Source organism: Bradyrhizobium sp. AUGA SZCCT0431, from assembly GCF_018131065.1.
Taxonomy (GTDB): Bacteria; Pseudomonadota; Alphaproteobacteria; order Rhizobiales; family Xanthobacteraceae; genus Bradyrhizobium.
This window is the reverse complement of sequence record NZ_JAFCLR010000001.1, coordinates 32347-57957: the sequence shown is the minus strand read 5'-3', so window position 1 is coordinate 57957 and position 25611 is coordinate 32347. Positions and strand designations below refer to the sequence as shown.

The window sequence follows — 25611 nt, the reverse complement described above, 5'->3', positions numbered from 1 at the left end:
CGACCGTGATCGACCCACTGATTCACTTCTGTTGCTGTTTGATATTGCCCGGTGCCCTCGTAAGAGCACCGGGATCAGATTGCTAGCGCTGCGCCAGCTCGGTCGCAGAAGAAGCAAAACCCATCGCGACTACCTCGGGCGCGACCAGCGCACCAGGACGCACGCGCTGCAGTCCCTTGACCACGATGCGCTCGCCGGCTTGCAGGCCGCCGGTCACCACGCGCATGCCGTCGATCGATATGCCGAGCGCAACTTCGCGATATTCCGCCTTGCTGTCTTTGTCGACGACCATCACGAATTTCTTGTTCTGGTCGGTACCGACGGCGCGCTCGCTGATCAGCAACGCTGGCTCGGCTTTGGGCTGTCCCATCAGCAGCCGCGCGAACTGGCCGGGCATCAGGCGGCCGTCGGCGTTGTCGAACACCGCCCGCACCCGAACGGTGCCGCTTCGGGCGTCGACCTGGTTGTCGATCAGCTGCATTCGGCCCTTGTAGGGCGTGCCGTCGGAGGTGCCGGTCCCCATCTGCACTGGGATGCGTCCGATCTCGGACGGCGTCGATTCATCCGCCAGCGTCCGCAACGCCCGTGTCACCACCTGCTCATCGGCATTGAAGCTGGCATAAATCGGATTGACCGAGACCAGCGTGGTTAGCACCGGTGTGCCGGGTCCGGCGGCGATCAGATTGCCGACGGTGATCTCGAGCTTGCCGACCCGACCTGTGACCGGGGCCCGTATTTCGGTATAGCCGAGATTGAGTTGTGCCGTTTGCAGCGCCGCCTCGGCCGCCTTCAGATTGGCTTCGGCTTCGCGGTAGGCGTTGACGCGACCGTCAAAATCCCGCTGCGAGATCGTGCGCGAATCCGTCAATTGCTGGCCGCGTTCGAAATCGCTCTTGGTGAGGATCAGGCGCGCCTTGGCCGCGGCGACCTGGCCTTCGGCGCGCGCCACATCGGCCGCATAGAGCGACGGATCGATCAGGATCAACAGGTCGCCCTGTTTGACCAGCGCTCCCTCCGTAAAGTGAATTTGCTGGATGGCGCCTGCGACGCGGGAGCGGATTTCGACCCGCTCGACGGCTTCAAGCCGGCCGGAAAACTCGTCCCAAGGCACGGTCTGCCGGGGTGCCACGACGGAGACCGAGACTGGCAGCGCCGCCGGGGCAGCTGCGGCCGCCACGGCCTGCGCGCTACCGCCGCGACCGCTCAGGAAGGTCGCGCCGGCGGCGATGGCGAGAGCGGCCAGCACCAGCCCGGTTCCAACCAAGCGTTTGTTTTTGATAATATTTTTCATGGAGACCCCAGACATTCGGCGCTGTTAACCCCGATTTGAACAGACTGGAGCCGGCACGACACCCGATCCACGTCTACGTTGCAGCGCACACATTCATAACGTTCGGTATAGATGGGCCATCGACATCCCCTGTCAAGTCACTTATCTAACGATCGGTAGGAAATTGGAGGAGGACCCCATCATGGCCATGGGACGGCCCCGCGAATTCGATGTCGACACGGCGCTCGACCTGGCGCTGCAGGTGTTCTGGCGCAAAGGCTATGAAGGCGCGTCGATCGCGGACCTCACCGAAACCATGGGGATCACCAAGCCAAGCCTTTATTCAGCCTTCGGCAACAAGGAAGAGCTGTTTCGCAAGGCGCTGGATCGGTATGTCGATGGTCCCGGCGGTTACTTCCAGGTTGCGCTGGCCAAGCCGACCATACGCGCCGTGGTGGAGCACCTGTTGTATGAAAGCGCCGACGCTGTCACGGGTCCCGACCATCCGCCGGGATGTCTGGCGGTCCAGGGCGCGCTGACCTGCGGCGATGCCGCCGAATCCATCAAACAGGAATTGGTGTCGCGCCGTGCCAAAAGCGAACAGGATTTGCGCCAGCGCTTCGAGCGGGCGATCGCCGAAGGCGAGCTACCCGAGGGATCCGACGCCGCCGATCTCGCGGCCTATCTCTCCGCGATCCTGCAGGGCATGGCGGTGCAGGCGGCTGGCGGAACCACGCGGGAGCAAGTGCGCAAGATCGCCGAGATGGCGCTGCGCACATGGCCGCCGCCACCCAGTCTGGCGACGGTCTGACGCTGCAAGCGCGGGCGAGGGAGAAGGTTAAACCTCCGCTCTCTCCGCCAATCCCACCGCCCATAGCGCGAACGCGTAAGCGATCGCGACCTCGTCGAGCCGGTTGAAGCGCCCCGATGCGCCGCCATGGCCGGCGCCCATATTGGTGCGGAGCAGCACCGGGCCGCCACCCTTCATGGTCGCGCGCAATCGCGCGATCCATTTCGCCGGCTCCCAATAGGTGACGCGCGGATCGGTCAAGCCGCCCATCGCGAGGATCAGCGGATAGTCCTTTGCCGCGATATTGTCGTAGGGCGAATAGGACAGGATGGTGCGGAAATCCCTTTCGCTCTCGATCGGGTTGCCCCATTCCGGCCATTCCGGCGGCGTCAGCGGCAGCGTGTCGTCAAGCATCGTATTCAGCACGTCGACGAACGGCACCTCCGCAACGATGCCGGCGAACAATTCGCCGGCGCGGTTGGCGACCGCTCCCATCAGCATGCCACCGGCGCTGCCGCCATGGCCGACGATGCGCTTTGCGCTGGTGTATTTGGCCTCAATCAAGGCGCGGCCTGCCGCGGCAAAATCGTCGAACGTATTGGTTTTCTTTTCGCGCTTGCCGTCGAGATACCAGCCCCAGCCCTTGTCGGCGCCGCCTCTGATATGCGCGATCGCATAGACAAAACCGCGATCGACCAGCGACAGCCGGTTGGCCGCGAACGAGGCCGGCATCGCCATGCCGTAGGAGCCGTAGCCGTACAGCAGCAGCGGCGCGTTGCCGTCGCGCACGAGATCCTTGCGATGCAGGATCGAGACCGGCACCTTGGCGCCGTCATGCGCCGTCGCCATGATGCGGGTGGTGATGTAGTCGGCCGGGTTGTGGCCGGACGGAATCTCCTGGCGCTTGCGCAGCACTCTCGTTCGCGTCGCCATGTCGTAATCATAGACTTCCGATGGCGTCGTCATCGACGAATAGGAAAACCGCAAATTGGTGGTTTCGAATTCATAGCCGCCCATGGTGTCGAGCGAATAGGCCGCTTCATCGAAGGCGATGGCGTGTTCTTCGCCTGACGTGAGGTCGCGGATAATGATTGCGGGCAGCGCGTTGGCGCGCTCCAGCCGCACCATGTGGCCGGCGTAAAGCTCGACATCGAGCACATAGATGCCCTCGCGATGCGGGATCAAATCGCGCCAGTTCGCGCGCTCTGGTGAAGCCAGCGGCGCGCTCATCACCTTGAAGTCGATTGCGTCGTTGGCGTTGGTGAGGATGAACAGCTCGTCGCCGCGGTCGGCGATCGAATATTGCACGCCTTCCTCGCGCGCCGCGACCAGCCGCGGCGGTGTCTCGGGATTGGCCAGGTCAATCAGGCGCTGCTCGGACGTTTCATGGTCGCCGCCGGCAATGACGCAAAAGCGTCCGCTGGAGCTTTCATGCAGATGGGTGAACCAGCCGGAATCCTGTTCCTCATAGACCAGCGTGTCGTCCGCCTGCGTGGTGCCTAAGCGATGCCGCCACACCTGCATCGGCCGGTGGTTGTCATCGAGCTTGACGTAGAAGAAGCTTTGTCCGTCCGTGCTCCAGACCACGCCGCCATCGGTCTCCTCGACGAGGTCGTCAGAGTCCTTGCCGCTCGCCCAGTCGCGCACGCGGATCGAGAAATATTCCGAGCCCTTGGTGTCCGCGCTCCACGCCTGCAATTTGTGATCCGGCGAATGCCGCGCGCCGCCGAACTTGAAGTATTTATGGGATGCCGCCAGTGCGTCGCCGTCGAGCACGATCTCAAGCTCGCCGCCATCGCGCGGGGTGCGGCCGTACATCTCGTGCTGGCCGCCCTCGCGGAATTTCCGCAGGTAAGCGAACGGGCCATCCGGCGATGGCACGCTGGAATCGTCTTCCTTGATGCGCCCGCGCATCTCCGCGACCAGCTTCTTCTGCAGCGGCGAGGTGTGGCCGAGCAGGCTCTCGGTGTAGTCGTTTTCGCTTTCCAGATATTGCCTGATGTCGGCATCCAGGATCGAGGGATCGCGCAGCACGTCCTGCCATTTGGCGTCCTTGAGCCACGCGTAATCGTCCGTCACCGTGATGCCATGGGTGGTGAACGAATGCGGGCGGCGCGGCGCCACCGGCGCCTGCAGTGAACGGCTTTTGCTCGTCGGTTGGGTCAAGCTATCCTCGTCTGATTTCTGGAAGTTCGTTCGCGTTCGTCCTTATATCGGGTCGAAAGCGCCAATTGCCAGACGGGATTGCTTTGATCAGACGTTGTCGGCTAGCTATTCCTCAACCGCGCGGCGGCATTTCCGCCCGGGATACGGTTGACGGCGAGCACCACCGCAAAGGTGATGATCAGCATCGCGATGCCGAGCACCGCGATCGCGGCGAGGTCGCCGCTTTCGTTGAGGTCGTAGATCAGCACCGACAGCACCTTGGTCTGCGACGTAAACAGGACGATTGCGGCCGATAATTCGCGCATCACGCCGATGAAGATGAAGCACCAGGTCGCGATCACGCCGGTGCGCAGCAAGGGCGCGGTGATCTGGCGCAGCGACTGCAGCCGCGTCGCGCCGAGGATGCGGCTGGCGTCTTCGAGTTCGGGGTGGATGGTCGCGAACGCCGCCTGCAATTGCTGATAGGCCGACGGCAGATTGATGGTGAGGAACGCCAGCAGCAGGATCCACAGCGTGCCATACAATACGAAGGGCGGCCGCGTGTAGCTCAGGAACAGGCCGACGCCGAGCACGATGCCGGGCACCGCGATCGGCGCGGTGGCAAGAAAGCCGAGGAAACGATGCCCCGAGATCACGCGCCGCGTCGTGACATAGGCGATGACCAGCGCCAGTAACGTCCCGATGGTCGCGGTCGAGGCGCCCAGGATCACCGTGTTCTTGAGCGCGAGCTGGGTCGACGACAATTCGGTGAACACGAACACGATGTTGTGCAGCGTCGCCGTCGCGGGTGTCACCAAGGTGGTCGCGTTCGGCGAGAAGGCGGCGTTGAGCAGCGCCAGATAGGGCAGGAACACGGGATTGAGCAGCACGATCAGGCAGAACGCCAGCGCCACCCAGCGCCAAGCCTTCATTTCAATCGGGCGCGGCGCGCCATATTTGCCGCCCACGACAGAATAGCCGCGGCGGCCGAGCAGGAATTTCTGGCCCTGCAGCAGCAGGATCGTCAGCAGCAGCAGCGGCACCGCGGCCGCCGCGGCGAGTTCGGGCTTGGGCGGATACTGGAACAGGCTCCAGATCTTGGTGGTCATGGTGTGGAAACCCGCCGGCAAGGCCAGGATCGCCGGCGATCCGAACAGCGTCATCGCCTGCAGGAAGGCGATCAAGGCGCCCGCGACCAATGCGGGCAGCGCCAGGGGGATCGTCACGCGCCGCGCCGTGGTCCACGCCTTGCCGCCGAGGATGGCGGAAGCATCCTCGAGCTCGCCCGGCATGTTGTCGAGCGCGTTGGCGACCAGCACGAACACGAACGGAAACGTGTAGCAGGAGATCACGAAGATGATGCCGGTCAACGAATAGATGTTGAAGAGATGCACGTCCGATCCGGCGCCGGTCAGGAAGCGATAGAGCTGGTTCAATAACCCGCTGTTGGGCGCGGCCAGCAATTCCCAGGCCACCGCGCCAAGAAACGGCGGCGTCACGAACGAGGCGGTGACCAGCGCACGGATGGTCTGCCGTCCCGGCATGTCGGTGCGCGACACCAGCCAGCCGATCGGGGCGGCGATGATGCAGCAGATCGTCGCCGACGTGGTCGCGATGATCGCGGTCGTCGCCAAAGGATCGAGGAAGTCCGGATCGGTGAACAGCTTGATGAAATTCTGCAGCGTCGGGTTCCGCGCCTTGTCGGTGAAGGCATACACCGCCAGCCACGACATCGGCATCACGATCAGCACGATCATGACGGCCGCGAACAGCCACAGGATAGGTTTGGTCCAGTCGAGTTTGGCTTTGGCGGGAGCGGTGTCGGCGATGGTCATTTATCTCTCTATCCGGTCATTCCGGGGCGCGAAGCGAACCCGGAATCTCGAGATTCTCAGGTGCGCAGTTGCGCACCGTAGTTCGATGCTTCGCATCGCCCCGGAATGACAACAGCAAATTGGTCCGAACTGGGTCGTCACACCCGAAACAACTTCGCATACCGTGTCTTGATCTCTTCCGTCATCGCCTCGACGCCGACAGCGTCTTCCTTCATCAGCTTGATGTCGGAAAGCTTGCGGCGTCCCGGCTTCGACTGCACCTGCGGATGAACCGAATATTGCGCGGTGTAGTCGACGAAGAATTGCTGGGTCTCGCGCGTGTGCAGCCAGGCCTGGAACAGTTTTGCGGCATTCGGATGCTGCGCGGTCTTGAAGATTGCGGTCGGCCCCGAGATCGTCGGCGTGCCCTCGGTTGGATATAGCGGCTCGACCGGCTGGCCGGCCTCCTTCAGGAGCACGACGCCGTACTCATTGCCGTCGGCCATCACCGCACGTTCGCCGAGCGCGAGCTTCTTCGGTGGATCGGTCGAGGATTGCACCTGCATCACGCGCTGCTTCGATAGTTTTTCGAGATAGCCCCAGCCCAGCTCACGCACCAGCTGGAAGGTCGCGGTCATAATGGTGCCGCTATAGGACGGATGAGCCTTGACCATCTTGCCCGCCCATTTTGGATCGAGCAGGTCCGCATAGCTCTTCGGCGCGTCCTCGGGCTTTACGAGGTTGGTGTTGTAGGCGATCGACGACAAGTAGATACGGGAGGTCGCGGACATTCCGTCGGGATCGCGATAGGTTTCCGGAAAATGCTTGGCAACGTCTTCCGGCAGGAACGGCATCAGCCAGCCGTTTTTCTTCCAGGTGATGATGTGCGAGGCGTCCGACGTGTTGATGATGTCGGCGGCGCGGATGTTGCTGGCGAATTCCTGGTCGACCCGCGAGAACAGCCGCTCCGAGCCGGAGCGCTCGATCTGCACACTGATTCCCGGATAAGCCGCCTCGAACGCCTTGCCGAGCTTTTCGCCGACCGGCAGATCCATCGAGGAATACAGGACGACCTTGCCTTCCTTTTTGGCCGCTTCGATCAGGCCGGGGTTGATCGCGACCGGTTCCGGCGCCTGGGCGCGAACCGGTGACGCGAACACGGTGCCGAGCGCGAGCGCGGCCGAGCCCTTGATGATGTCGCGCCGGTTGATGTGTTTTCGCATCGTGGTTCCTTGATCGCTGTCGTCATTGCGAGGAGCGCAGCGACGCGGCAATCCATTTTTTCTTCGTGCTGCACGATGGATTGCTTCGCTTCGCTCGCAATGACGCCCTAAACACGGAAGATCTTCTGGTAGCGCGCCTTGATCTCTTCGCTCTGGGCCTCGGCGCCCGCGGCGTCTTCCTTCATCAGCTTGATGGCGGCGAGCGGCTTGCGGCCGGTATGTTCCTTCACCTGGGCGTGCAGCGACCGCAGGCCGCCGGCGTCGATGATGATCCGCTGTGCGTCCGGCGTGAAGCAATAGTTCTGGAACAGCTTTGCCGCATTGGGATTCGGCGCCGCCTTGAAGATGCCGTTGGGGCCGACGATGAACGGCGTGCCCTCGGTGGGATACACCACCTCGACCGGCTGGCCGGCCTCCTTGAGCAGGAAGATATTGTACTCGGTGCCGTCGGCCATCACGCTGCGCTCGCCGAGCGACAGCTTCTTCGGCGGATCGGTCGCCGATTGCACCTGCATGATGTTCTGCTTGGCGAGTTGCTCGTAATACTCCCAGCCGATGTCGCGAACCATCTCGAAGGTCGCGGTCAGGATCGTGCCGCTATAGCCGGGATGCGCCTTGACGATCTTGCCCTTCCATTTGGGATCGAGCAGGTCCTTGAAACTCGCCGGCGCGTCTTCGGCCTTCACCAGTTTGGTGTTGTAGGCGATCGGGCTCAGCGTGGCGCGGAAGCCGGCAAACATGCCGTCGGGATCGCGATGCTCGGGCTTGTAATGCCTGGCGACGTCCTCCGGCACGTAAGGCAGCAGGATGCCCTGCCGCTTCCATGCCAGGAGATGCGCGGCGTCGGAGGAATTGGCGATATCGACGGCGTGCACGTTGCTGGCATATTCCTGGCCGATGCGCTGGAACACGCGCTCGGCGCCGGTACGTTCGACGCGCACCTCGATGCCGCCGAATTTGGCCTTGAACGAAGCCGCGATCTTTTCGGATACCGATAGATCGATCGAGGTGTACCAGACCACCTTGCCTTCTTTTTTTGCCGCCTCGATCAGTTGCGGCGTGATCGCTTCCGGCGGCGGCGCCTGCGCGCGGGAGGGCGAGGCGAACACGGTTCCGAATGCCAGCGCCGTCGAAGCCTTCAGCGAGCCCTGCAGCACCTCGCGCCTTGAGAGTTTTCGCTTCATTGCATCCTCCGCTTCTTGTTCTCTATCGGCTGATGGCTCTTTATCGGCTGAGCGCCCGGCAGCGGTCGGGCGGCAGGGTGAGCCAGACTTCGGTTCCCTTTGCGACATTGTTCGCGGTCGGCGTGGTGACGCGCAGCGAGGTGCCGTCGGCCACCTCCACCATGTAGTCGCGCGCCACGCCGAGATAGACCTGCCGCGTGACCGTGGCCTTGATCGCGTTCTGCGGCGCCGCCGGCGTCTGCGTCGAAAGCTGGATATCGTGCTGACGGATCGCGACCGGCGCGCTCTGGCCTGATGTGAGCGGCGCACCGACCACCTGCAAGGTCGCGCCCGCGAACGAGACATGATTGCCATCGCGCGCGGTGCCCTTGATCACGTTGCTGGCGCCGATGAAGCGCGCGACGAATTCGGATTCGGGGCGCGCATAGATGTCCTCGGGCGTGCCGAGCTGGTCGATCCTGCCGCCGTTCATGACCGCGATCATGTCGGCCGTGGTCATCGCCTCCGATTGGTCATGGGTGACGTAGATCGTGGTGTAGCGATATTCGTCATGCAGCCGGCGGATCTCGAACCGCATCTCTTCGCGCAGATTGGCGTCGAGATTCGACAAGGGCTCGTCGAGCAGCAGCGTTTCCGGCTCCACGATCAGCGCGCGCGCCAGCGCCACGCGCTGCTGCTGGCCGCCGGAGAGTTCGCCGGGGTAACGCTGCGCCAGCGCCTCAAGTTTCGTCGTCGCCAGGATCGCGGCGAGTTTCTTGGCGATGATATCGCGATCCAGTTTGCGCAGGCGCAGCCCGTAGACGATGTTCTCGGTCACGGTCATATGCGGCCACAGCGCGTAGCTCTGGAAGATCATCGACATCTTGCGCTGTTCGGGCGGCAACGTCCGCGCCTTCGACGACACCAGCCGGTCGCCGACATGGATCTCGCCGTCGGAGGGTTCTAAAAAGCCCGCGATCAGCCGCAGCGTCGTGGTCTTGCCGCAACCCGATGGTCCCAACAGGCAAACCAGCTGACCATGATCGATCCGCAGCGAGACGTTATCGACCACCGCGAGCGATCCAAATCGCTTGGTCAGGCCGCGCAATTCGACGGACGCCAATCGGAATCCTCCAACGTTTCTTGCACCGGAGTCTGCGCCCGGCTTTCTCTGGCATACAGTATAAGCACTAAATATGACGCGCGGGAAAGCCTTCGCGTCAGAAGTTAGTTGGATTGAATCAAGCGCATCGCCTCGAATCTCTCTCACATTGTGAGAGAGACGGCGTCGAGCGCGCAGAAGCCGTGATTACGCTGTCGCGCTCACGCTTTCGCCGAGCCATTCGATCGCTGCTTCGGTTCCGCCCTTGCCGTGGGGGATGTTGAGGGCGTTGAGGCCGACTTCGATGACGCCGAGCGTGCCCAGGATCATCGGCGCGTTGACGTGGCCCATATGCGCGATCCGGAATGCCTGGCCGGAGAGGTCGCCAATGCCGGTCCCAAGCACCACGCCGCATTTTTCCTTGCAATAGCGCTGCAGCGCGGCGGGGTCATGGCCGTTCACCGTCACCGTCGTCACGGTGTTGGAGCGATCGTTTGCTTCCGCGATGTTGAAGCCGATGACCTGGCCCTCGGCCCAGACCGCGACGGCGCGGCGAACCGCTTCGGCGAGCAGCCGGTGGCGCAGGAAGGCATTTTCCAGGCCTTCGGCGTGGAGCATATCGATCGCCTTGCGCAGCGCGAACAAGAGATGCACCGGCGCGGTGCCGGCATATTTGCGGTAATGCTCGCTGCCTTCGCGCTCGGTCCAGTCCCAATAGGGCGTCCGCAGGTTTGCCTTCTTGTGCACCTCGCGAGCGCGGTCGTTGGCGGCGACGAAGCCGAGGCCCGGAGGCGTCATCAGGCCCTTCTGCGAACCGGACATCGCGACATCGATGCCCCAGGCGTCCATCTCGAACGGTACGCAGCCGAGCGAGGCAACCGTGTCGACCATGAAGAGCGCGGGATGACCCGACGCCTTGATCGCCTTGCCGATCGCTTCGACGTCGTTATGGGCGCCCGAAGCGGTATCGATCTGCACGGCGACGATGGCCTTGATCTTGTGCTCCTTGTCCAGCTTGAGGCGCGCCTCGACCTCGGCCGGGCGGATCGCGCGGCGCCAGTCGCCTTTCAGCACCTCGACCTCAGCGCCCATCGCGGCCGCGGCATTGCCCCAGCCGATCGCGAAGCGGCCGCTTTCCAGCACCAGCACCTTGTCGCCCCGCGACAGCACGTTGGAGAGCGTCGCTTCCCACGCGCCATGGCCGTTGGCGATGTAGATGTAGGAGTGGCCCTTGGTCGCGAACAGCTTGGAGAGATCGCCGAGCAGGCCGTGCGTCAGGTCCAGCATCTCTTTGGAATAGATATCGAGCGCCGGACGGTGCATCGCCTGAAGCACTTCGTCGGGCATGGTGGTGGGTCCGGGGATGGCCAGAAATTCCCGGCCCGCGCGAACGGTCATTTTTCTTATTCCTTATCGGTGGAACGCGGAATCAAGGCGCCCGAGGTTTGGTAGAAATTGGAGCACAATCATATTCGATTGAAACCGTCATTGCGAGCGCAGCGAAGCAATCCAGAATCACAAATAGGGAATGGATTGCTCCGAGGGAAGCCTTTGAGGAAGCCCTGCAACTCCGTGCAATGTCTGTACTCTATCTCGTCGTCCCGGCCTTGAGCCGGGACCCATACGCCGCGGCCCATCGGTGAGGACGCTGGCGCTGGAGGCCTTCTGCAACAATGAGTGTCACGGAGTATGGGTCCCGGCTCAAGGCCGGGACGACAGCCATTGGCTATTTTCCCATTGCACCCGCGATCGCATGCCAGATCTGATCCTTCAGCTCGGTCGCCGGCGGGCTCGGGATGGTCACCGCGGGGCCGTCGCGCTTCCGGCACGCCTCGACCAGCCGCAGCACCCAGATCTCGCCGTCGGTGTAATAGAGGTCGCCGCCGCCATTATAGCCCGCAATCGTCGGCCCGATGCCGGTCACCTGATATTTCGCGGTCACCATGCCGGCATTTGCGAGGTCGGTGCTGAGCCGCGCGCGCTCGGTGTCGAGATCGGCGCTGATGTGATGCGTCACCGCGCCGGTGTATCTGCTGACGCCGACGCCGCGATCTTGCGTCGCCGCGCCGAGCCACACCGGGCGTTTTTCCTCGCCCTGATCCAGCACCTTCCAGTAGCGCACGTGGTTGCGGCGATCGGCGCTGGCGCCGATCGGCTTTTCGTAAGCCAGATCCTCGCGGCGTTCCTGATAATAGAGATTGCTGACCGGCGCATCCTTGTAGGGACGGTCGAGCAGCACGCTGCCTATGATCTCGATCGATGATTTCAGCGTGATCGGATCGGCCGGATACCAGCCGGCCTGATGCATCGCGCAGACCACGTCGCCGATGTCGCCGATCAGGCCGACATTCATCGGATCGCCGGGAATGCCTTGTCCCGTGCGCGTCACCATCGGCAGATCCGCAAGGCCCCTCTGGTGCTCATAATGCGTCCACAGCCCGGGCAGGATCAGATAGGCGAGCAGGCCATAGCCGCAAAGGATGAACAGGGTGAGCGTAATCGCGCGGCGCAGCCCGCCGCGCCGTTTTGGCAGTGGTCCATCAACTTGCGTGCGCGCCACAGCGTTGCTCGTTCAGTTGCGGCACTTCTCCCTCGCCCCGCACTTCGCGGGAAGAGGTAAGATCTTAGCGTTTAGTCTCGCGGCAGCCCGCGGCTTCGGCCTCTTCGACCGAGCAGAACCAGCGCGTGCCCTTGCTGATCTTCATCTCGATCTTCGCATACCAGCGGCTGGTGGGCTGGTGGAAGATGCACTCGCCCGAGCGGTTGACGTTGCCCTTGATGGTGCAGTCGGGCGACGGCGCGACCGAGCCGGAGGCCGATGCCTGCAGGATGGTGCTGGCGTTCTCGGGCGGCTTGGCGGCGCCGAGAATGGCGGTCTTCTTGTTGCGGGCGCGCCAGTCCCACGGCGCGATGAAGGCGCCCTGCCACATGCCGGCCTTGGCCTCGCGCGCGGCCTTTTCATCCGCCTCATAGTCGTGGGAAATACGAGTGAATGCCAGCGCCCAGCCGTTGGCGACCAGCCATTTCTGGACGTCCTCGCCGCCGACCTCGCATCGCGCCACAATGCGGCCGCGGCGATCGACGCTGCGGGTACGGCAGGTCCAGCTCTTGTTGCCGAAATGCTTGATCATTTCGTCACGCGCCGCGACGCCGCAGGTCCAGCGTTCGCCCTTGTTGTTGAGGCAGAGCTGGTCCACCGCCGGCGCGTCGATGCCGCCGAGCCGAATGCGGGTATTGCCGATCTGCAGCTTATCGCCTTCGCGGATCTTCGGGACGCCGGTGATGTCGGCGGCGTGCGCCATCGCCGGCAGCAACAACATCAAGACGGCACAAAGCCAAATCTTCGAATTCCAAACCTTCGATTTCAACCGCTTCGATTTCCAAATCTTGGACTTCATGGGCAATCCCGGCGCGGAAATGTGCATCATCATTGCGCGGATTGTGCGGACATTGAGGCCGGCTCGCCAGTGCTCTGGGGTCGCATGGCTTTCAACTTCCCGTCAGAAGGCCCTTATGCAGCGGGCCGCACTCGCAGCACCGTAGGGTGGGCAAAGGCGCCCTTGCGCCGTGCCCACCATCTATCACACTCGACGAAGTTGGTGGGCACGCTTCGCTTTGCCCACCCTACGCCTCTCAGCTGACTCCACCCCGCATCATCACACCCCGTGCCAGCGCCAGCCCCATCAGCACGAAGGCCGAGGTCACCTCGGGGCCACCGACCAGGATACGCGTCGGGGTCTTCATCTTGTTCCACTCATAGGCCTTGTAGGGACCGTGCCGGCCGCCTTCGCCGACACCGGCGACGATGCAATGCAGCGCTGGCGTAAAGCTCGAAGCGTCGGCGCCGAGATGCGCCAGCGCCATCAGGGCCAGCGCCGCGTCGAAGGCGTTCATCTCGTGGGTGATCAACTCGCCCTCGACATAGGCCAGCACGCGGCCGCGGATGAAGTCGAAGGTGTTTTCGGGATCGATCGCCAGCCGCGCCGCCGGCGGCAGCGCGATGAAGGCCGCGTAGCAGCGGCCGAAATAGGCGCAATACAGCTCCGGCAGATAATAGATATGCGAGCGCGGATTGGTGAACGCGCCGCTTTCCACCAGCCGCTTCTGGAAGCCGATGATGCGGTGAACCGTCTCCAGCCGTGACGGCGTCTCGATGATCTTCCAGCGCGCAAGGTTGCGGAAGCTGACCTCGAGGATGTCGAGATTGAGCGTCGGGTCGAGGTCGTTGCCGTAGGGCCGGTCGCCGGCGAGGTTGTCGATCCAGGTGACGACGCCGCCCTCGTACTCGACATTGTCGTTCAGCGGCACCGTCACGCGCGGCTCGTTGGCGCCGCTGCGGACCTGATAGCCGGCGTAGAAATCCAAAAGCGGCTGGTCGAGGATCGGATCGGTCGAGCCTGCCTGCGTCGCCGCCGAGAACGAGCAGGCCGTGGTGTCGCAGTCCGGCACGTAGATGCCGAAGCCGAGATCCTGCTTGATCTGGGAGAAGAATTTCGAAAAGCGCGGATGCGGCAGCGGCGCCAGTGCGGTGATGACGCGCACGGTGGAGCCGTCATGCGAGGGCACTTCCTCGGCGCTGGTGGCGAGGCAAAAATCGACCATCTCCGAGATGGCGCGGCGCGACGCAGCCGTCTGGTCCACGGAGGCCAGGCCGGTTTCGACAAAGCTGAGCAGCGCCTCGGTGAAGAAGGCGTCGTAATAGGCCGAGCGATGCCGGATCTGCATCGGCTCCCACATCGGCTCGGCGATGCCGGTCCAGGGCGGGTTGATCAGCGCGCGGGCGGGTGAATGCGCGATGAAGATCCGCGCCAGGCTGAACAGCAGGGTCGAGTTCTTGTAGCCGCGCGAATTGAGCCCGGTCAGCGCCATCAGCATTTCGCGCCCGCCCATGTCGGCATCGCCGAGCAGGTTGAACGCGGCATAGGTCGGGATGAAGCCGTTGCTGGCAAACGAGCGCAGCAGATGCGACCCGCAGGTCCGGATCACGCGCTCGATCTCGGCGAGGTCAGGCGCTTTGGCAGGCGTCACCGCCGGCGCCGGCTTTGGGTGGCGGACATCGATCGTCGCCATCAGTTCGGCGATGGGTTGACCGACCGCTTCCCAGTCCGGCGCGTCCTCGTCGCGGGCGCGGGTCAGCGCCTGGCGCAGCGACTGCAGGCGGCCTTCGTCGCGCAGTTGCGGCAATCCGGTACGACGCAGCAGCGGGCGCAGCGCGGGGTTGCCAAGCGCGGTCCGATAGAACTTTCCGAGATGGGGATCGCCGCCGGCGTAGTTCAGCAGCAGGGGATCGCAGACGTCATACAGCGACGGCCCGTCCTTGCGGGCGGTTAGCGCGCGGTAGGCGGCGCCGGCGAAATATTGAAAGCCCATGCAGTCTCTTTTCGCCGGAACCGTGAACCGAGGGCCGTCGAATCCACCGCCGGCCTGCAAGCCATTGAAAATGATACAAATCAGCGGGAAATACAAATGTGACTGATGTCACAGAAAATGTCCCGATTTGGTACCATCATTCTTCTGGGGAACGTCATGCGCCGAAGGAGGTTGCCCGCAATGGCCGTGCGGGTTAAGGGTTTCTTTGTTGCGGTGCCGCAAATTGCCACAATTCGACGGCACACCAATTCGCAACCCCTCAAACCTAAACGGCGCTGGCGCGACTAACTGGCGCGCCCTGGTCAACGATTGGGAATTGAATGATGGACGGTAAGCCTAGCATCTCTCGCCGCACGGTCACCGTGGCCGCCGCTTTGGTCGGTCTGGTGTCGCTGGCGATCGGCGCCCATGCTGCGCTCAACAAGCGTTCGCTCGATGCCGCCAAGGCGATCGCGACCGAACAGAATTCCGACGTCGCCACCAAGACTTCCCGCGTCGCACTGGTCATCGGCAACGGCCACTATCCCGACGCCTCGGCGCCGCTGGCGCAGCCGATCAATGACGCCCGCGGCCTGACCGCGGCGTTGCGCGGCAAGGGCTTTGACGTCGACGTGGTGGAAGACGCCACCAAGGACGACATGGCCCGCGCCATCGGCCGGCTCAAGTCCAAGATCAAGCCCGACAGCGTGGTGATGCTGTTCTTCGGCGGCTACGGCGTCCAGGTCGGCCGCCAGAGCTACATGATCCCGGTCGATGCCGCGATCTGGAAGGAAGCCGATGTCCGCCGCGACGGCGTCAGCATCGAGGCCGTGCTCGACGCGATGAAGGAGCAGGGCGCCAAGGTCAAACTCGTCGTGGTCGACGCCTCCCGCCGCAACCCCTATGAGCGCCGTTTCCGTTCCTACTCCCACGGCCTGGCGCCGATCTCGGCGCCCGAAAACGCGCTGATCCTGACCTCGGCGACGCCGGGCAAGGTGGCCGACGATTCCAAGGGCCAGTACAGCGTGCTGATGTCCGAGCTGCTCAATAACCTCGCCGCGCAAGCGGGCCTCGAAACGGCGTTCAACAAAACCCGCGTAACGGTCTCCCGCGCCAGCGAAGGCGAGCAGGTTCCCTCGGTGTCGTCCTCGCTGCTCGAAGACGTCAGCATCGGCGGCTAAGCACCCCTCGTCATGCGCGGGCTTGACCCGCGCATCCATCAAGAAAAATTTCTCTGAAGAGTGATAGATGGCCGGGTCAAGCCCGGCCATGACGGCTACGCCGTCACTTCGCGTCCGCGGCCACCATCACCGGGCGCACCGGATCGCCCTCGCGCAGCAGGGCGCCGGCGCGGGCCACCACGATATCGCCTTCGACGATGCCCTCGCGGATCTCGACCTGGCCCTGTGACATCAATCCGGTTTCCACCCGCCGCGTCTCGACGCGCTGGCGCTTCACCACCTGCACCACGGTGCCGGCATTGCCATAGAGGATCGCGGTCAGCGGCACCGAGATGCCGCAGCTCTGGCCGGTCTTGATCTGCGCCCGCCCGGAGGAGTTGACCAATAGCCGGCGGTTGGTGGTGACGGCGATGAACACCTGGGCGAGCTGGCTGTTGGGCTCGACCGTGGTCGACAGCCGCCGCACCCTGCCATCGACTTCGCCGGCGCCGATCACCTTGATCCGCGCGCTCTGGTTGATCTGAAGCTTTGCAATGTCGCGGGTCGGCACCAGCCCGACCAGGTCGAATTCGCTGCGGGCGATGATCGAGAACAGCGCCTCGCCCTTGCCGGACGCCATGGCGCCGACCGCGGCGGTCGAGGCCGAAACCAGCCCGGCGACGGGCGCCTGCACCAGCACCGTGCCGCCTTCCGGCAACGTCAGCCGGGCCAGCGTCTGGCCCGCGGTGACGGTATCGCCGGCATCGATCAGCACTTCGGCGACCTTCAGCCCCATGCGCTCGGGCCGGACCTGGGTTTCCTCGCGCGCGATGATGGTGCCGGACACCTCGACATTGTTGCCGAAGCAGGATTTTGTGGCCTTGAACACAGTGACCGCCGCGCCCTTGGGCGCCGTTTCCTCGTCGGCGGCGAAGGCCTGCGGCGCGGCCAGGCTGAGTGCCCCCGCAAGCATCAGGGCAGGCAGCTTGAGGTCGCGCGCGGTGATCATCGGCGTTTCGTTTCCATTTTGCCCGGTTTCGGGAACATCGATACCAGATGCCCGACCGGCGCGCCAAGCGGCAAGAAGGCCCAAACCGCCGCTCAACCGCCTGCCAGGCTGACCAGCTTCGCCGCCGGCTGGCCGGCCGCCAGCGACACGCCGGCGAGTTGATCGGCGCGGGCGATGCGGGCCGCGATCACAGGGTTGATGATGGCGGCATGGGTCATGGCAAGCATATGCCCGGCATCCGGCAGATGGCGCAGTTCGGCGCCGTCGATGACCGCGGCCAGCCGGCGAACGATGCGCTGGGTCAGGTTCGGAGATTGCCCGCCGGACAACAGCAGCGTCGGCACCCGCAACGAGGTCGCCGCCATCGTGACGTTCTCTTCGGCGAAGGCGGCTGCGAAATCGAACGGCAGCCGTTCCGCATGTTCGATCATGCGGATGCGCGCGGCCACAGGCAGCTCCTCGCGCGGGCCGGAGCCGCACCAGAATTCGCTGAACCTGTCGATCGCCTCCAGCACTGACCCGTTCCAGATATCCTCACGCACCTCGGCGGCGAGACCTTCGAACTGGTCGTGCAGCCGCCGGTCCGGCGCGCTGTCAAGCAGCAGCGTCGGCAGCACCGGCTCGATCAGCGCAAGGCTCTGGACGCGATGCTCATACGCCGGATCGGTCGCGATCTTGAACGCGATGGCGCCGCCATAGGAATGCCCGACCAGATGGATCGGACCATCAGCCTGATCCAGCGTCGCGCGCAGGCATGCCACTTCCTGCGCCAGCGTCAGCGGCAGGTCGAACGTAACGGCGCTATGGCCATAGCCGATCAGATCCGGCGCGATCAGCCTTGTGCCGGCGCCAAGTTCGGCGCCGAGCTTTGCCCATTGGCGTCCCGAACCGAGTGAGCAATGCAGCGCGACGACGCAAGCGGTGGCGCTTTTGCGTGAAGATACTGGAGTCAAAATATTCATCGAACTTGTCCTGTGCGTTCTCAGAAGTGACTTTCTCCCCGTCATGGCCGGGCATAGCCGTCTGAAGGACGGCGATGCCCGGGCATGACGATGATGGGGGTGTGTGGAAGTGCAGCGTCATCGCTTGGTAATCACCACTTCGAGATATTCGCTCGGCACCACCATGCTGCCGTTGGTGGCGCGGTTCATGCGCACGATCAGCGCGTGCAGGTCGTTGTGCAGCTCTTCCTGCTTGGCCGGCTCGAGCGCGGCGAACGCCTTCAGCACCGGGCCATAAAACGTCTTGAACACGTCGAGGAAATGCTCGGCCGAGCGGTAGCGGAAATTGAACAGCCGCGACTCGGCCTTGATCGAGGCCGCGCCGGCGTCGAACATTTCGGTGAGCCGCGCGCGCGTGCCCCACATCGCCGGCGATTTCGCGCCGGCGGGCGGCGGCAGATGCTTGCCGAGCGTCTTGAACACCTGGCCGATAAAACCGTCCGGCGTCCAGTTGGCGAGCCCGATCTGGCCCTTCGGCTTGCATACGCGCAGCAATTCAGCCGCCGCCTTGTCCTGGTTCGGCGTGAACATCACGCCGAAGGTCGACAGCACCACTTCAAAACTGTTGTTGTCGAACGGCAGGTTCTCCGCATCGGCCTCGCGAAACTCCATCGTCATGCCTTCGGCATTGGCGCGCGCCCGGCCGCGCTCCAAGAGCGCCGGCACGTAATCGGTCGAGGTCACGTCGCACCAGCGGCGCGCGGCGGCGAGCGAGGCCATGCCGTTGCCGGCGGCGACGTCCAGCACTTTGGCGCCGGCTTTGAGGTCCATCGCCTCGCACAGCTGCTCGCCGACGATCTGCAGCGTGGAACCGACAATGGCGTAATTGCCTGACGACCACGCTGCCTGCTGCTTGGTCTTCAGCGCGGCCAGGTCGGGCGCTGGCATCATGGTCGGGGTGGGGGTGGCGGCGGTAGCGGCAGCTGGGGTGGCCATGCGGTGTTGCTCCGGGTCATGCGGCCACGGGGTGGGCCGCGATGAACCGAACATCGCCTTCCGCGGACCTAAAGACTCTGACACGGGGTGGATTTTGCCTTGAGGCCACCCTGATTTTTCTGTGAGGTAGCGCACGTCATGGCTGATTTGAGCGCGCTAATTGAGCGGCCCCGCCAGCAAAACCCGGCAAAACCGGGCGCCAAGGGGGCCCGATCAACCGGCCACGGGGATAGTCGCGTGCAATTTCACTTTGCCAACCATGTGCTCGACACCGCCGTGCGGGAGTTGACCCGCGATGGCCAAATTGTCGCAGTCGAGCCGCAGGTGTTCGATCTCCTGAGGTACCTGGTCGAGCACCGCGACCACGTCGTCTCCAAGGACGATCTGATCGAGAGCATCTGGCATGGCCGCATCGTCTCCGAATCCACCCTGACCAGCCGCATCAACGCCGCGCGCACCGCGGTCGGCGACAGCGGCAAGGACCAGGCGCTGATCCGCACCATCGCGCGCAAGGGTTTCCGCTTCGTCGGCGACGTCAGCAGCGGCAGCGGCGCTATTACGCCCAGCGGCGCTCTTGCGCCGCGACCCGCGCTCAGCGGCACTCTTGTGCCGCAAAGCGCGACCCCTGCATCAACACCTCGCCCGCCCGAACCCGCCGTCGCCTCCCTGCCGCCGCTCGATCGCCCCGCCATCGCCGTGCTGCCATTCACGAACATCTCCGGCGAGCCCGAGCAGGAATATTTTTCCGAAGGCATTTCGGAGGACATCATCACCGCGCTGTCGAAGCTGCGCTGGTTCTATGTCATCGCCCGCAACTCCGCTTTCGTCTATCGCGGCCGTCAGGTGCATCTGAAGCAGATCGGCGAGGAACTCGGCGTCGGCTATGTCGTCGAGGGTTCGGTGCGCAAGGATGGCGACCATGTGCGCATCACCGCGCAGCTCAACGATGTCGTCACCGGCAGCCATCTCTGGGCCGAGCGCTACGACCGCAATTTGGCCGACGTGTTCGCGGTGCAGGACGAGATCACGCAGGCCGTGGTCGCCGCGATCGAGCCGCAGCTCTACGCCGCGGAGAATTTCCGCAGCCAGCGCAAGACGCCCGACAATATGGACGCCTGGGATCTCGTCATGCGCGCGCTGTCGCATTACTGGCGGGTGACGCGATCGGACAATCTGGTGGCGCAGGCGCTCCTGGAAAAAGCCATTGCGGTCGATCCCGGCTACGGCCAGGCGCTCAGCCTGCTGGCGGCCTGCCACACCTTTGCGGCCCATATGGGCTGGGAGGACATGCCGACGGCGGTGCGGGCGGCGGAACGCGCCGCCTTGGCGGCGATCCGCGCCGATTCTGAGGATGCGTGGGCGCATTATGCGCTGGCGAGCGTCTATCTGTTCAACCGCCGCTTTGACGATTGCATCGCCGAGTTCGAGCTGGCGCTGCGGCTCAATCCGAATTTCTCGCCTGCGCGCGGCATCTATGGCGTGGCGCTGTCCTATCGCGGGCGCTGGGAGGACGGCGACGCCGCCGCCCGGCAGGCGCTGCGCTTTTCCCCGCGCGATCCCTTTGCCGGCATCTATTGCGGCGTCGCCGCCTATTGCCAGTATGTCGGCCGCAACTACGAGGAGGCGATCCGCCTCTCCCGCGAAGCGCTGCGCCAGCGCCCCGATTTCGTCGGCGCCCACCGCGTGCTGACGGCCTCGCTGGGCATGTCCGGCTTCACCCAGGCGGCGGCAGCGGCGCTGGAGGGGCTTCGGAACGTGCAGCCGAATATCTCGCTGGCGTGGCTATCGAGCGAGATGCCGTATGAGCATGAGGTGGAGAGGGAGCATTATCTGGAGGGGTTTAGGCGGGCAGGGTTGGGGTAGGGGGACGGGCTACGACCACCGAAAGCTGCAATTCTCGCTGTTAACACGCTCCGTGAGCTGATTCCAGCAAATGTCCCAGAGCGCTTATGGATGTGACAGTGATCGTCTTAAACCAAGAACCGAGAACAAGGGTATACGTGCCGCCACAACGCGAATACGCTATGGCGCGATTTGTTTGTTTCTTTTTCGGGTGGCGTGCGCCTTGCGCGCTATTTCACTCCCGATCCCGAGCGCAGCGCGAGAAGCTGCCGCCTTTGAGCCAGCATCCTTCATGTACAACGTCGTCTTCTTTCCTTTTACTCGCTGCTGATGAGCGCGGAAACTCTTTAGCCCATCGAGCGGGATTAATCCGCGATCAAACCTGTGATGATCGGTCGGGCAAAGCCACGCGAGATTATCCGGATCGTTGTTGAGTGGGTCATGGTCAAGGTGGGCCAGTTCAACGTGCTGATTGTCGCAGATGCAGCAACCTGGATGGGGATACGCAGCACGCGCGATCCGACGGGCGTCGCTCTGATTGCGTCTTAGAGCCGTTGGTTTCTGGTTGGTCATTGGCTGTTCAGAAGGCACAGCGGTTACTCCACGTGAGTCGGTGGGTGACTAGCGATAGGTGTTGCCTTAATCAGCGCCTGAGCAAATAATCCTGACATAATCTACCATTCCGTTCGCGCTCAAGATAGTTCACGAGATGCCACTGCGTTGCCTCGGGCCAGATGACCAGAATATTCAGTCCTTTGACCTGACCAACGACGAATGGGCAGCGTTGCGACTGAGCAACAGGAGGTCGCAAGCTCTCCATATGCCATGCTGCGATGCGCCGGTCGTATTGAAGAGCTCGCGCCTTGGGACACGTTTCTTCGCCCACAAATCACGCGGAACATGCACTACCGCTCTGGAGACGGCACAGCACCTCATTCTCAAGACATTGGCGGTCGACGCGGCCCGCAGGGCAGGTTGGACCTGCTCGACCGAAGAGCGTGGGTCCTCGCCAGCCGGTGACGTCTGGACCGCAGACGTGCTGGCGACGAAAGGCAAACACAAGGTAGCCATCGAAATACAATGGTCGGGCCAAACAATCCAAGTGACCAACCTTCGGCAGGAGCGGTATCGGCAGTCTGACGTCCGATGCCTTTGGCTATTCCGACAGCGCGAATTTCCAATCTCGGAAGATCTGCCAGCAGTTTGTATCGTCGGAAATACGACAACTGGTTTTCAGGCTCGTATCACCTCTGATCAGATGATGCCTATGCCAGAGTTCCTCGACGCGGTGTTTGCGGGACGGTTCCGATACGGGGTCGCTGTCGGAAGGGGTGCCACAGTGACGGTACATTCCGGCGTGATGGATTGTTGGCGCTGCAGAGCATCAACGCGGATTATTACCTTCATCGACATCGCAATTGGACCTCACCGTTGCCAGCTCACGGTGGCAGATCTCGGAAGGTTTCCTGACCTTTTATCAACCGTAGTAAATCGCCTACCGCCGTCCCCCTTCGTGGGGGCTATCAAAGCAAGATACAGCCGAATGCAAGGCCACATTAGCAACGGGTGCTACAAATGCGATGCGTTGATCGGAGAGCACTTCGAACACGACGCTTGGTACTCAGAGAACAGCGTGCTGGCCGATTTCCCAATCATAATTTCCGAGTCGTGGCTGAAAGCAATTGAGCCAACCGAACGCAACTTCGGCTGGGCTGTCTACCCGGCGGAAGAATGAAATGCCGCTTATCTGCAAAGACTGGACTCGCGGTTAATTGAACTTCGAGGCCGTTCTAAGAACTCTATCCGAGCGTGCAGTTGCCTGCATGGTCCTCACCAGAGCCCAGGCCGTAAGGCGGGAGGTCGAGCGAACGAGCGGACCCTTCCACCAGCGCATACACTTGGCATTCTTTATTAAGGGCGCGATGGTTCGCGTGCGTCTTTTGCTTGTAGAAAGATCAAGTAAGCACATAGATTGTGTCGTGTGGGCGTTTTCAAACTTCAGCCTTCAGTTGCGGCCCGCTCCATGCACGAGACATTATTGATGACCGAAATCGTCTATGTCCTGATCAACGAAGCTATGCCCGGTCTTATCAAGATCGGACGAACTAATGGCGACTTAGCCATAAGAATCCGGACATTGTATTCCACTGGCGTGCCACTCCCCTTCGAACTCTTTTATGCTTGTGAGGTGGCCGATGGGGGCTTTGTCGAAAGGAACTTGCACGAGGCATTTGGTGACCATCGTGTGAGCAAAGGACGAGAGTTCTTTCGCTTGGCGGCCGAACGGGCACGAGCAGCAATGCTTCTTGCGGCGATCAAAGAAGTCAAACTTGGCGATGAAATATTCGAGACGACAGAGGTAAAAGCGGAAGTCGAGGCGGCGAAGCGGCGAAGCAGATTCAAGCTTTCAATGATTGGCATCAAACCAGGTACCGAACTTCAGCTCTTCAAGGACCCGACGATCATTTGTACCACTGTGGACGAAGGTAACCAGGTCAACTATCACGGCGATATTACCTCTTTATCGGATGCCGCTCTCCAAGCGCACACGGCGCTTGGAGACGAGTGGCCGTCGGCCTCGGGACCTTGGGCCTGGGGTTATAAGGGCAAGCGCCTGGACGAACTGAGGCGTGAAATCGAGGATCAGGCGGACTAGGCGTCGAACAATCCGACGGAGACACTGACCATGCCCTTGACGAGAAGTTTTTCGCGAGACGGTTCAGGCGCGCGCTCGCCGCGACGTCAAGTTTCGGCAGGCATTGCTCGCCGAGGCGATGCAGGCGCTGCTCGATGGTGATCTGGAGGAGGGGCGCGCCGCACTGCGCTCGTGTATCAACGCCACGGTCGGCTTCGAAAAGCTCGGTGGCGCGCTCGGCAGGTCGCCGAAGAGCCTGATGCGCATGTTCGGACCGTCGGGCAATCCGACGGCTGAGAACCTACTGGGCGTCATCAGCCTGCTGCAGGACGAGACGGGCGTTCGTCTGCGCGTGCGCGCGGTGGCCGACGCGGCCTGACGGAAGCCCTCCAAACATAGACCGCCAGCCCTTTCGAGCTGGCGGTCCTCATTCAGCACTCATCGCGCCGAACGATCCCACCTCACAGAATAAAATCCGCCGTCGTGAACTGGTGGTTGTTCGTCGAGATGATCTCCATGTCGGCGGCGCCGCCGTTGATGTTGAAGAACACGTGCTGGCCGTCGTCGTGGGTCTCGAACCAGAACTTGCCGGCCTGGGTGGTTGCACCGCTGGACGAGAACGTGAACTGGCTGCTGCCGTTGGCGGAATTGCCGTCGGCGTCCATGAAGGACACGTCGATCTTGTCGCCCACCTGGAAATCGGTGATACGGTCCGCGGCGCCGACCGCGCTCTCGTTCTCAGTGCCCAGGCCGACGAAGTAGACGAAAGTGTCGTTGTTGGTGCCGCCCGACATCACGTCGGCCTTGCCGCCGCCGTAGAGCGTGTCTTCGCCGCTGCCGCCGAACATCGTGTCGATGCCATGCAGGTTGGACGCAACCGCGTCATTGTCGCCGACCAGATAGTCGTTGTCGCTGCCGCCGCTGATGCGGTCCGCGCCGGCGCCGCCGAAGATGTGGTCCTCGCCCGACTGGCCGTTGAGGTTGTCGTTGCCTGCGCCGCCGTCGATGTCGTCGTTGCCGGATCCGCCGAACACCGTGTCGGCGGAGTTGCCGTCCAGGATGATGGTGTCGTTGCCGCCCTGGCCGTTGACGAGCTTGGGGGCGGTCCCTGTCAGCTGGAAGTGAAAGTTGTCGCCGCTGCCGAGATTCTGAAAACCGTCGCGCGCATCGTTCTGGGTCAGTTCGGATTGTTGTTCAGCGTAATCCAGCTTGTTGAAAGGTTTCCAAGGATAAATCATCGTCGTGTTCCCTCTGTGCCGGCCGCCCGGAATGGGCTTGCCTGTGACCCGGAACATCGCAGGGCCTGCCGCCCGGCGCTGTTCCCTGGGGAACAGGCTTTGGGTAGGAGTGCAGGGCGTAGCCCGCATGAGCGCAGCGATATGCGGGATCAGTGCAAGAAAGGCCCGGATGTCGCTGCGCTCATCCGGGCTACACGCTAGCCCGCGACAAATCGGCGCGACGGGCAAATCACTTCCGATTTACAGAAATCATGTCAAGCCCTGAAATAAAAAATATTTCTGTTTTACAGAAGTCTAAATCAGTTTATATGTGAGCCATCCCGTCCCACTCAGAGGGCGTCGGCCGTCGTCACGGACGTTGGACAGGTTGCGGTGGACGCGATGCGCGCACTTGACGAAGGCGCGCATGGCGTACGGCGAAGTCGTGTGGTCCTGGCGCCCCGTTGCTGGCGTCACGTTCGTGAGAAGCCAAACGCTTCTTGCGGGCAACGGTGGCAAAAAAGCCCGTTCACCGGGGAGAGCACGATATAAGTCGTAAAGCCACTGCGCAGGGAAGGCCGGATGCTCTCCGCTGAACCTGTATGCTCGTGTGCGCATTTTTCTGTGCAAATTGCACACGGGACCGCGGGTGCAGCGCGCACCCGGTCTTCCCTGCGCCCTCTTAATTCCGGGGGCAAGGTTTTCTGGCAAAGCTCGGGCGCAATGCGTCGCGAGAATGCGAACACATATCTACGTCGTCCCGGCGAAGGCCGGGACCCATACGCCGCGGCCTATCGATAAGAGCGCAGGCGTTAGAGACCTTCTGCAACAATGAACGCCACGGAGTATGGGTCCCGGCCCCCGTGCGCAATCGCGCACTAGGCCGGGACGACGATGAAGGAGCGACGCGCGGACACGTCGCGCCGTAGCTCGAAGAGTGAAGGCGGAAGGCGGC

20 protein-coding genes are annotated in these 25611 nt (G+C 62.9%); 5 read left to right on the top strand and 15 right to left on the bottom strand.

Annotation, left to right across the window (positions count from 1 at the left end):
- Nucleotides 1-82: 82 nt before the first annotated feature.
- Nucleotides 83-1291, bottom strand: coding sequence for an efflux RND transporter periplasmic adaptor subunit (locus JQ567_RS00225; RefSeq protein ID WP_212436948.1), 1209 nt, complete (start codon nucleotides 1289-1291; stop codon nucleotides 83-85).
- 181 nt (nucleotides 1292-1472) lie between these two features.
- Between JQ567_RS00225 and JQ567_RS00220 the strand changes: the two genes are divergently transcribed.
- A complete protein-coding gene (locus tag JQ567_RS00220; protein ID WP_212436947.1) occupies nucleotides 1473-2081 on the top strand; it encodes a TetR/AcrR family transcriptional regulator in 609 nt (202 codons plus the stop codon).
- A 27-nt stretch (nucleotides 2082-2108) separates the two neighbouring features.
- Here the strand turns inward: JQ567_RS00220 and JQ567_RS00215 are convergent, their stop codons facing one another.
- The 9 genes from JQ567_RS00215 to JQ567_RS00175 all read right to left on the bottom strand — a co-directional run bounded on the left by JQ567_RS00215 (nucleotide 2109) and on the right by JQ567_RS00175 (nucleotide 14877).
- On the bottom strand, nucleotides 2109-4226 hold the full coding sequence (locus tag JQ567_RS00215; protein WP_212436946.1) for a S9 family peptidase: 2118 nt from the start codon (nucleotides 4224-4226) through the stop codon (nucleotides 2109-2111).
- Nucleotides 4227-4327: 101 nt separating this feature from the next.
- Entirely contained in the window at nucleotides 4328-6040 is a 1713-nt protein-coding gene (locus JQ567_RS00210; RefSeq protein ID WP_212436944.1) for an iron ABC transporter permease, read from the bottom strand.
- Nucleotides 6041-6177: 137 nt separating this feature from the next.
- Nucleotides 6178-7242 carry a substrate-binding domain-containing protein gene (locus tag JQ567_RS00205; RefSeq protein ID WP_212436943.1) on the bottom strand — a complete coding sequence of 355 codons (1065 nt, stop codon included), beginning with the start codon at nucleotides 7240-7242 and terminating at the stop codon, nucleotides 6178-6180.
- 107 nt (nucleotides 7243-7349) lie between these two features.
- A complete protein-coding gene (locus JQ567_RS00200; protein ID WP_212436942.1) occupies nucleotides 7350-8426 on the bottom strand; it encodes an ABC transporter substrate-binding protein in 1077 nt (358 codons plus the stop codon).
- Nucleotides 8427-8466: 40 nt separating this feature from the next.
- A complete protein-coding gene (locus JQ567_RS00195; protein ID WP_212436941.1) occupies nucleotides 8467-9528 on the bottom strand; it encodes an ABC transporter ATP-binding protein in 1062 nt (353 codons plus the stop codon).
- A 186-nt stretch (nucleotides 9529-9714) separates the two neighbouring features.
- Nucleotides 9715-10905, bottom strand: a complete 1191-nt coding sequence (locus tag JQ567_RS00190; RefSeq protein ID WP_212436940.1) for an alanine--glyoxylate aminotransferase family protein — start codon at nucleotides 10903-10905, stop codon at nucleotides 9715-9717.
- A gap of 328 nt (nucleotides 10906-11233) precedes the next feature.
- Complete coding sequence (locus tag JQ567_RS00185; RefSeq protein WP_312017324.1) at nucleotides 11234-12067, bottom strand: LssY C-terminal domain-containing protein; 834 nt, start codon at nucleotides 12065-12067, stop codon at nucleotides 11234-11236.
- Between the two features lie 64 nt (nucleotides 12068-12131).
- The gene (locus JQ567_RS00180; RefSeq protein WP_249165151.1) at nucleotides 12132-12827 is read right to left on the bottom strand and encodes a thermonuclease family protein; all 696 of its coding nucleotides are present in this window, start codon (nucleotides 12825-12827) and stop codon (nucleotides 12132-12134) included.
- A gap of 313 nt (nucleotides 12828-13140) precedes the next feature.
- Nucleotides 13141-14877, bottom strand: coding sequence for a hypothetical protein (locus JQ567_RS00175; RefSeq protein ID WP_212436938.1), 1737 nt, complete (start codon nucleotides 14875-14877; stop codon nucleotides 13141-13143).
- A 320-nt stretch (nucleotides 14878-15197) separates the two neighbouring features.
- Between JQ567_RS00175 and JQ567_RS00170 the strand changes: the two genes are divergently transcribed.
- Nucleotides 15198-16037, top strand: a complete 840-nt coding sequence (locus JQ567_RS00170; protein WP_212436937.1) for a caspase family protein — start codon at nucleotides 15198-15200, stop codon at nucleotides 16035-16037.
- A 103-nt stretch (nucleotides 16038-16140) separates the two neighbouring features.
- Here JQ567_RS00170 and JQ567_RS00165 read toward each other — a convergent pair whose 3' ends face one another.
- The 3 genes from JQ567_RS00165 to JQ567_RS00155 form a co-directional block, all read right to left on the bottom strand.
- The gene (locus tag JQ567_RS00165; protein ID WP_212436936.1) at nucleotides 16141-17025 is read right to left on the bottom strand and encodes an efflux RND transporter periplasmic adaptor subunit; all 885 of its coding nucleotides are present in this window, start codon (nucleotides 17023-17025) and stop codon (nucleotides 16141-16143) included.
- Nucleotides 17026-17117: 92 nt separating this feature from the next.
- Nucleotides 17118-17987 carry an alpha/beta fold hydrolase gene (locus JQ567_RS00160; protein ID WP_212436935.1) on the bottom strand — a complete coding sequence of 290 codons (870 nt, stop codon included), beginning with the start codon at nucleotides 17985-17987 and terminating at the stop codon, nucleotides 17118-17120.
- 117 nt (nucleotides 17988-18104) lie between these two features.
- On the bottom strand, nucleotides 18105-18962 hold the full coding sequence (locus JQ567_RS00155; protein WP_212436934.1) for a class I SAM-dependent methyltransferase: 858 nt from the start codon (nucleotides 18960-18962) through the stop codon (nucleotides 18105-18107).
- Nucleotides 18963-19199: 237 nt separating this feature from the next.
- Between JQ567_RS00155 and JQ567_RS00150 the strand changes: the two genes are divergently transcribed.
- Nucleotides 19200-20825, top strand: a complete 1626-nt coding sequence (locus JQ567_RS00150) for a winged helix-turn-helix domain-containing tetratricopeptide repeat protein (RefSeq protein WP_212436933.1) — start codon at nucleotides 19200-19202, stop codon at nucleotides 20823-20825.
- Between the two features lie 159 nt (nucleotides 20826-20984).
- Here JQ567_RS00150 and JQ567_RS00145 read toward each other — a convergent pair whose 3' ends face one another.
- Nucleotides 20985-21377 (bottom strand): hypothetical protein, encoded by a 393-nt coding sequence (locus JQ567_RS00145; protein ID WP_212436932.1) that lies wholly within the window; start codon nucleotides 21375-21377, stop codon nucleotides 20985-20987.
- 1468 nt (nucleotides 21378-22845) lie between these two features.
- Here JQ567_RS00145 and JQ567_RS00140 point away from each other — a divergent pair.
- Together JQ567_RS00140 and JQ567_RS00135 are read left to right on the top strand one after the other, a co-directional pair.
- Nucleotides 22846-23460: a GIY-YIG nuclease family protein gene (locus tag JQ567_RS00140; RefSeq protein ID WP_212436931.1), complete on the top strand. Its 615-nt coding sequence runs from the start codon at nucleotides 22846-22848 to the stop codon at nucleotides 23458-23460.
- A 103-nt stretch (nucleotides 23461-23563) separates the two neighbouring features.
- A complete protein-coding gene (locus tag JQ567_RS00135; RefSeq protein WP_312017323.1) occupies nucleotides 23564-23818 on the top strand; it encodes a transcriptional regulator in 255 nt (84 codons plus the stop codon).
- Nucleotides 23819-23900: 82 nt separating this feature from the next.
- Here the strand turns inward: JQ567_RS00135 and JQ567_RS00130 are convergent, their stop codons facing one another.
- A complete protein-coding gene (locus JQ567_RS00130; protein ID WP_212436930.1) occupies nucleotides 23901-24905 on the bottom strand; it encodes a calcium-binding protein in 1005 nt (334 codons plus the stop codon).
- Nucleotides 24906-25611 lie beyond the last annotated feature (706 nt).

What these genes read in the sequence shown, in the direction of transcription:
- JQ567_RS00225 (WP_212436948.1), bottom strand. Translation starts at nt 1,291, where the DNA reads ATGAAAAATATTATCAAAAACAAACGCTTGGTTGGAACCGGGCTGGTG.
- JQ567_RS00205 (WP_212436943.1), bottom strand. Translation starts at nt 7,242, where the DNA reads ATGCGAAAACACATCAACCGGCGCGACATCATCAAGGGCTCGGCCGCG.
- JQ567_RS00140 (WP_212436931.1), top strand. Translation starts at nt 22,846, where the DNA reads ATGACCGAAATCGTCTATGTCCTGATCAACGAAGCTATGCCCGGTCTT.
- JQ567_RS00165 (WP_212436936.1), bottom strand. Translation starts at nt 17,025, where the DNA reads ATGATCACCGCGCGCGACCTCAAGCTGCCTGCCCTGATGCTTGCGGGG.
- JQ567_RS00155 (WP_212436934.1), bottom strand. Translation starts at nt 18,962, where the DNA reads ATGGCCACCCCAGCTGCCGCTACCGCCGCCACCCCCACCCCGACCATG.
- JQ567_RS00220 (WP_212436947.1), top strand. Translation starts at nt 1,473, where the DNA reads ATGGCCATGGGACGGCCCCGCGAATTCGATGTCGACACGGCGCTCGAC.
- JQ567_RS00175 (WP_212436938.1), bottom strand. Translation starts at nt 14,877, where the DNA reads ATGGGCTTTCAATATTTCGCCGGCGCCGCCTACCGCGCGCTAACCGCC.
- JQ567_RS00190 (WP_212436940.1), bottom strand. Translation starts at nt 10,905, where the DNA reads ATGACCGTTCGCGCGGGCCGGGAATTTCTGGCCATCCCCGGACCCACC.
- JQ567_RS00180 (WP_249165151.1), bottom strand. Translation starts at nt 12,827, where the DNA reads ATGTTGTTGCTGCCGGCGATGGCGCACGCCGCCGACATCACCGGCGTC.
- JQ567_RS00200 (WP_212436942.1), bottom strand. Translation starts at nt 8,426, where the DNA reads ATGAAGCGAAAACTCTCAAGGCGCGAGGTGCTGCAGGGCTCGCTGAAG.
- JQ567_RS00170 (WP_212436937.1), top strand. Translation starts at nt 15,198, where the DNA reads ATGATGGACGGTAAGCCTAGCATCTCTCGCCGCACGGTCACCGTGGCC.
- JQ567_RS00160 (WP_212436935.1), bottom strand. Translation starts at nt 17,987, where the DNA reads ATGAATATTTTGACTCCAGTATCTTCACGCAAAAGCGCCACCGCTTGC.
- JQ567_RS00210 (WP_212436944.1), bottom strand. Translation starts at nt 6,040, where the DNA reads ATGACCATCGCCGACACCGCTCCCGCCAAAGCCAAACTCGACTGGACC.
- JQ567_RS00145 (WP_212436932.1), bottom strand. Translation starts at nt 21,377, where the DNA reads ATGACCAACCAGAAACCAACGGCTCTAAGACGCAATCAGAGCGACGCC.